At 60.9% G+C, this 6,507-nt stretch carries 8 protein-coding genes; 3 read left to right on the forward strand and 5 right to left on the reverse strand.

Annotated elements, in window-relative coordinates; genetic code table 11:
• Positions 1-5: 5 nt before the first annotated feature.
• The 3 genes from V3W31_10280 to aspS form a co-directional block, all read right to left on the reverse strand.
• Positions 6-338 (reverse strand): DUF3617 family protein, encoded by a 333-nt coding sequence (locus V3W31_10280; GenBank protein ID MEE9615316.1) that lies wholly within the window; start codon positions 336-338, stop codon positions 6-8.
• A gap of 113 nt (positions 339-451) precedes the next feature.
• On the reverse strand, positions 452-1,222 hold the full coding sequence (locus V3W31_10285) for a retropepsin-like aspartic protease (protein MEE9615317.1): 771 nt from the start codon (positions 1,220-1,222) through the stop codon (positions 452-454).
• 32 nt (positions 1,223-1,254) lie between these two features.
• Positions 1,255-3,066 (reverse strand): aspartate--tRNA ligase, encoded by a 1,812-nt coding sequence (aspS, locus tag V3W31_10290; protein ID MEE9615318.1) that lies wholly within the window; start codon positions 3,064-3,066, stop codon positions 1,255-1,257.
• A gap of 219 nt (positions 3,067-3,285) precedes the next feature.
• Here aspS and V3W31_10295 point away from each other — a divergent pair, with 219 nt between their 5' ends.
• Genes V3W31_10295 through V3W31_10305 form a run of 3 tightly spaced genes read left to right on the forward strand, consistent with a single transcriptional unit; the run spans position 3,286 to position 4,643 of the window.
• Positions 3,286-3,630 (forward strand): c(7)-type cytochrome triheme domain-containing protein, encoded by a 345-nt coding sequence (locus V3W31_10295; protein ID MEE9615319.1) that lies wholly within the window; start codon positions 3,286-3,288, stop codon positions 3,628-3,630.
• 41 nt (positions 3,631-3,671) lie between these two features.
• The gene (locus V3W31_10300; GenBank protein ID MEE9615320.1) at positions 3,672-4,295 is read left to right on the forward strand and encodes a c(7)-type cytochrome triheme domain-containing protein; all 624 of its coding nucleotides are present in this window, start codon (positions 3,672-3,674) and stop codon (positions 4,293-4,295) included.
• Positions 4,296-4,301: 6 nt separating this feature from the next.
• Positions 4,302-4,643: a c(7)-type cytochrome triheme domain-containing protein gene (locus V3W31_10305; GenBank protein MEE9615321.1), complete on the forward strand. Its 342-nt coding sequence runs from the start codon at positions 4,302-4,304 to the stop codon at positions 4,641-4,643.
• A gap of 6 nt (positions 4,644-4,649) precedes the next feature.
• On the opposite strand, the gene pgl is transcribed toward V3W31_10305, so the two are convergent.
• Complete coding sequence (gene pgl, locus V3W31_10310; GenBank protein ID MEE9615322.1) at positions 4,650-5,441, reverse strand: 6-phosphogluconolactonase; 792 nt, start codon at positions 5,439-5,441, stop codon at positions 4,650-4,652.
• An 8-nt stretch (positions 5,442-5,449) separates the two neighbouring features.
• On the reverse strand, positions 5,450-6,507 hold a 1,058-nt coding region (gene glk, locus V3W31_10315; protein ID MEE9615323.1), incomplete at its 5' end, for a glucokinase.

The raw sequence follows: 6,507 nt of genomic DNA on the forward strand, positions 1-6,507 counted from the left end.
GTGGCTCAGTCGCACTCCCCTACTCTCCTGCCCTTCATCCTGCCGGTCATCTCCATGCCCTGGGCCTTTATGACCGTGCGCGTCTCGCCCTTCATCGTATCGCCGCTGTAGGTGACCCTGCCGCTGAACTCGACGATGACGCCCGCGCTGTCGCAGCGACCCTCCCAGGAGACCGTATCCCCGGACACGTCCTGGTCCGTTATCTCACACTGGTCGCCGGGGGCATCGGTCGGGACCGCGTCACCGGAGGTAAGGCACCGGGTAAAGGTCTGAGGCGGCATCTCCGGCATGCCGGGCATCTCGGTCTCGTAGGTCATCTCCCACTTGCCGTCCTGCATGTTGGGCGCGGCGTGGACCGGGAAGGCGAAGAGAATAAAAACGAAAACAGCCGGTATAAACGCTTTCGCTAAGATGCCTCACCTCCCTTTCGATGCTGACGAAAAACGACCCCCTACTCCCACCTTATGACCTCCTGTTTGAAGTCTATCTCGTACTTGAGCCCCTTCAGGAAGTCCATCCCCAGGAGGCCGTCGAACCTGACCTCCGGCCCGTCGTGCTTTACCACTCCGACGATCATCCCGTTTGCCGTATGCGGACCCACGGACATGCTGGTCAGGTGTATCACGCTGACGTCGAGCAACCCGCCCCCTACCACCTGCACCTGCGTCTTAACGGCCTCGTCCATGTTAAGCATGAGCCGCTTCGCCACGTCGGCGTGGAGGACGGTGCCGGAGGCGCCGGTATCGAGCAGCAGCGTCACCGTCTCCCTCTTGCTCTTGTAGTTTATCTCCACAGGTACGAGGATCTGGTTATCCACTATGGCGACCTTCGTCTCTTTGACGGTTCCGGGGTCGCCGGAAGTGCCCACCATCTGCCACGCCCTCTTCTTCCCGCGCTTCAGGTGTTCGCACAGCACGTAACCCGCGACAAACGCCTCTCCCGGCCTCTTTACGGCGCACCAGGCCCCGCCGGGGCCCTCCATCTCGAACTCGACCGTTACCGTGTCCCCCCTCCCGAGCTCCTTCACAACACGGCTCGACGTGGACATCTTCTTATATACGGGCAGCGTGTCGACCGCTACGGTCGCCACGGCCAAGCCGCCGGGCAAGGGCCTGGAGAACGCCACGGACCGGACCCCTGGCCCGACCCCGGGCCAGAGAAGGACGGCGCCGAGGCAAACTACGGCGACAATGCGATATATGGACATGCGCGGCATTCTCATGGTTATCCCCCTCCTTTAAAAGATAACGGCGTTTAATTCTTCTTCGTAACCCTCAAAGAGAGATCTTCGAGCTGTTTCTTATCGACCGTGGACGGGGCCTCGCTCATGGGGCAAAGGGCCTTCTGGGTCTTGGGGAACGCTATGACGTCCCTTATGGACTCGCACCCGGCCATGACCGCGACGAGCCTGTCGAGCCCGAAGGCGATACCCCCGTGCGGCGGGGTGCCGAAAGATAGGGCGTCGAGGAAAAAGCCGAACTTCTCGCGCGCCTCCTCCTCGCCCATTCCGAGCAGCTCGAATATCTTCGCCTGCATCTTACGGTCGTGTATCCTTATGGACCCGCCGCCTATCTCTACACCGTTCAGCACCATATCGTAGGCCTTTGCCCGGGCCTTGCCGGGCTCCTTGCCGAGGGCCTCTATGGACTCTTCCCCCCCCTCATCCCCCTCCCCCCCCGCGCTCATGGGCGAGGTGAAGGGGTGGTGCATGGCGTAGTAGCGCTTTTCCGTCTCGTCGTACTCGAACATCGGGAAGTCCGTTACCCAGACGATACTAAAGCCCTCCGCCGGAATGATACCGAGCCTCCTGCCGAGTTCGAGCCTCAGCCTGCCGAGCACGGTATTGGCGACCGTGGCCCTGTCGGCCGAGAAGAGCAGGAGGTCCCCCTTTTCCGCCCCGACGGCCTCTTCTATCTTCTTCTTCTCTTCGTCGCTCAGGAACTTTTCGATAGGCGACTGCCAGCCCTCTTCGGTAATCTTCACCCAGGCAAGCCCCTTGCCGCCGAAGACACCGGCGAGCTCGGTAAGCTCGTCGAGCTCTTTCCTGGTAAAGCCCTCGCACCCCTTGGCGTTAAGGCCCTTCACGACCCCACCCTTTGCCGCGACGTTCGCAAAGACCTTGAAGCCGGAGTCCCTGACTATATCGGTAAGGTCCTCGAGCTCCAGGCCGAACCTCACGTCCGGCGCGTCGAGCCCGTAACGCGCAACGGCCTCGTCATAGGTAAGCCTCTTAAACGGCGTTTCGAGCTCAACCCCATTGACGTCGCGGAAGATGCGGGCGATAAGCCCCTCCATGCACTCCATGACGTCGTCCCTCTCGACAAAACTCATCTCCGCGTCTATCTGCGTGAACTCGGGCTGGCGGTCGGCACGGAGGTCCTCGTCCCGGAAGCACTTTACGATCTGGAAGTAGCGGTCGAAGCCGGAAACCATAAGTATCTGCTTGAAGAGCTGCGGGGATTGGGGGAGCGCGTAGAAGTGGCCCGGGTTGAGCCTGCTAGGAACGAGGAAGTCCCTCGCGCCCTCCGGGGTGCTCTTCGTAAGCACGGGGGTCTCTATTTCCAGGAAGCCGTTATCCGAGAGGTAGTTCCGGGCGCTCGCGCAGACCCTGTGGCGGAGCACGAGGTTCTGCTGTAAGACGGGCCTCCTCAAGTCGAGGTAGCGGTGGCTGAGCCTTATGTCCTCGCCCGCGTCGGTCTCGTCCTCTATAAGGAAGGGGGGGACCTCGGAGTCGTTAAGTATCTTGAGCTCGCTTACCCTTACCTCTACCCCGCCGGTCTTAAGCTCCGGGTTCTCGGTCTCCACGGGCCTCCTTGCGACCTCCCCTTTTACGGCCACGACGTACTCGGAGCGGACCGAGTGTGCCTTTTTATGGACCTCCCGGTCGTCGTCCGGACTCAGGACGAGCTGGACGAGCCCCTCCCTGTCCCTTAAGTCCACGAATATGAGCCCCCCGTGGTCGCGCCTCCTCTGCACCCAGCCCATAAGGGTCACCTCGGTGCCCACCATCTCCGTGGAGACCTCGCCCGAGTAGCAGCTCCTCTTCCAATTACCAAGGCTTTCCAATGAGTTACCTCCCTTTAGAGCTACCTTAAAGCGGCCTTCCGGGCCGCCGCGAAAACTAATCCCCGCCCCTTATACCACACCACGCCCGGCTTTTCAATTCGGCAGGAGGGGGGCCCCTATTTTTGACTTGACAAACCTGCCGTGTTGATGGCTATAATGTGTGGCACTTGTCCTGCGATACGGGGAAAATACGCTAAATACCATAAGGAGGGTCGGTCCATGAGTAAAAGAAACTTTCTGGTTTTCCTCCTGGCTTGCATGGCGGTGACGGGCCTGATATTCGCGGCTCCGAGTTCCGCAGAGTACGGGGACATAGTACTCAACAGCAAGGCAGAGAGCATGAAAAAGGCCGGTGTCGATCCGGTCCTCTTCCCACACTGGTTCCACAGGATCCGGTTCAAATGCAAGGTCTGCCACGAAGACATCTTCATCATCAAGAAGGGCGCGAACGACATCAACATGATGCTCATAATGGAAGGCGAGTTCTGCGGGAAGTGCCATAACGGGCTGGTCGCGTGGGAGCCGCTCTACTGCGACAGGTGCCATTCGTACAAGGGCAACTAATGGAAATACGATACCTTTTCGCCATTGAAAGGAGGATATAAATGTTCAGCTCTTTGAAGCATAAACCGTTTTTAAAGCTGGGCCTCCTGCTGGCGGTCGCGGCCTTCGCGGGCTTTATGGCCGCAGGGGCGGTCAGCCAGGCCCAGGAGGGCTCACCGGTGCTCGACCCGGACGACCCCAGAAGCGCGATATACCTCGATACGTCGGGGAAGCTCGCGGGTACCGGTGACGCCACGAAGCCCGTCAGTGAGGCGTGGAAGGCCGGCCAGGCCTGGCACCCGCAGGCACTGCAGGGCGAGGGGCTCCCAAAAGACAGGTACGGGCTGGTCGACTGGGCCAAGCTTGTGAGGGAGGGCATAATAAATCCCAGACACTCGCTCGACCCGAAGGCCGACGAAATGCCGCCGCTCGACATGGACGTGATCATCGAGTCAAAAGGGGACTACGTGAACAACGTACGCTACCCCCACGAGATGCACACCTACTGGCTGAAGTGCGAGGTATGCCATCCGAAGATCTTCGTACCGGCCAAGGGTCAGAACAACATGACGATGGTGGGCATAACCAGGGGCGAGTGGTGCGGCAGGTGCCACGGCAAGGTGGCCTTCCCGCTCACGGACTGCACCAGGTGCCACACAGTACCCAAGAAGGGCGCCAAGAAGTAAAAAACCTTGCTCAAGCGAGCCGTCATATTGGCCGTGCCGATGTTGTTTGTCGCGACCACGGTCCTGGCCGCGGGGCTCGGCGATATGACGCTCGACAGCAAGGTCGAGAGCATGAAAAAGGCCGGTGTGGGGCCGGTGCTGTTCCCCCACACGGCGCATGAAGAGATAATGAAGTGCGCGGCCTGCCACCCCAAGATATTCAAGGAAAAACGGGGGGCGAACGACCTGACAATGAAAAGGAACATGGAGGGGGAAGCCTGCGGTGCCAAGGACTGCCACAACAGCACCAAGGCCTTCCCCCTTTTTCACTGCGACAAGTGCCACACGAACGTAAAGATGCTCAAGTAGCCTTGCCTACGTTTCTTTAATTTTAGTCAAAAACCCCGCCGCCGCCTTATCGACCAGCCATATAAGACCCCCTTTTACAGGGTTCACCCCCTCAGCCGGATAGAGCTCCGGCCTTGGAGGAGCTTCCAGCACCTCTTTCAAGACCCCGGCCTTGCCGGCGCCCGAAACCAGGAAAAGCACGTTAGAAGCGTTATTCACAAGCGGCAGGGTCATGGTGAGCCTGTGGCCTCCTGGTTTTTCAACGCGGCTTCCGACCACGAGCCTTTCGCTCTTTCCATGGGACGTGCCGGGGGACGTATCGGGCGCGGCGGTGGACGGAAAGAGCGAGAGCGTGTGTCCGTCCTCCCCGAGCCCCAGAATCACGAGGTCGAAGACCGGGAGGGCGCCGCCCCCCTCGCCTCCCTTCCCTTTAAAAAACCCCCGTATCTCGTCTTCGTAGCGTTTCGCCCCTTCCGCCGGGTCGAGCTCCCCCCGCATGCGGTGGACGTTCTCCGGCGGGATCGGGACCCTCGACAGAAAAGCCTCCTCGGCCATGCGGTAGTTGCTCTCCGGGTGGTCCGGAGGTACGCACCTCTCGTCCCCCCAGAAAAGGTCAGTGTCCCGCCAGGGTATCTTCTCCTTAAAAGGTGGAGCGGCAAGCAACCCGTAGAGGGTGCGGGGGGTGGCGCCGCCGGAGAGTACGGCGCTAAAGGAGCCTTTGGCGCGGACCGCCCGAACGCTCAAGTCGAGGAACGTCTCCGCCGCCGCCCGGCTCAGGGACTCGAGGTCTTCGTGTATTGAAATCTTTCTCTCAGACATACCGGGTGTCAGGCGAGCGTATAGTCCCTTTGAGCGACCGTACGAGCGGCTACGTGGGCCGCGCCGAGGAGTGCCGTGCCCGGATCGAGCACCACGTATACCGGCACGCCGGAGAGGAACTCCCTGAAGCGGCCCTTGTCACGGAACGCGTCCATGAAGGTCCCGTCCTTAAGCACGTCGATTATCTTCGGGGCTATGCCGCCCGCCACGTAGAGCCCGCCCGTCGGCAAGACCTTCAAGGCGAGGTTCCCGGCCTCGGCCCCGTATACCGAGACGAATATACCGAGGGCCTTTCGGCAGGTTTCATCCCCTTTGCTTAAGGCCTCCCCCGCGATGACGGCGGCCGGGTCTTCCGACTCGAAGCTCCCCTTAAGCGGGTCCGGCCCGGACGCGCCTTTCTTTATCCTAAGGAAGTCGTATATGTCCTTGAGCCCCGCGCCGGAGACGACCCTCTCGTAGCTGACGTGTCCGAACTTATCCCGCAGGTAGGCAAGGAGAGCCACCTCCACCTCCGTTCGCGGCGCGAAGTCCGCGTGGCCCCCTTCGGAGGCGGAGGGACGAAGGGTTTTGCCGTCCCCCTCCCGGAAAAGCAAGACCTCTCCGAGGCCCGTGCCCGCGGCTATGACCGCGCCGTTGCCACTGCCGGGCTTGCCGGGCTGAAGGGGATAGAGATCCTTTTCGGAAAGAAGCCCTATCCCCCACGCGGTGGCAACGAGGTCGTTTATGAGCTTGACCTTCCCTATATCGAAGCGCTTTCCTATCTCCCCGCCGTCAAGGCTCCAGGTCAAGTTGGTAAAGGTACACTCGTTATCCGCTACCGGCGCCGCCACGCCGAGAACGGCCGAGGCGATGGGGCCGTCCTGTCCCTCCAGGAACTTGTCTATAATATCTTCCGGGGCCGCGAAGCCGGAGTTGGTGAACTTTTCCAGGCAAAGGGTACGTATCCCCCCCCCCTCGACGCCGTACAGGCCGAGCTCGGTCTTCGTCCCCCCGACGTCCCCCGCCAGTATAAGCTTCCGCCCGCCCTTATCACCCATAGCGTTTCCACCTGCGGCCGTCGTTCTCT

It is taken from the genome of Thermodesulfobacteriota bacterium, assembly GCA_036482575.1.
GTDB lineage: Bacteria > Desulfobacterota > GWC2-55-46 > GWC2-55-46 > JAUVFY01 > JAZGJJ01.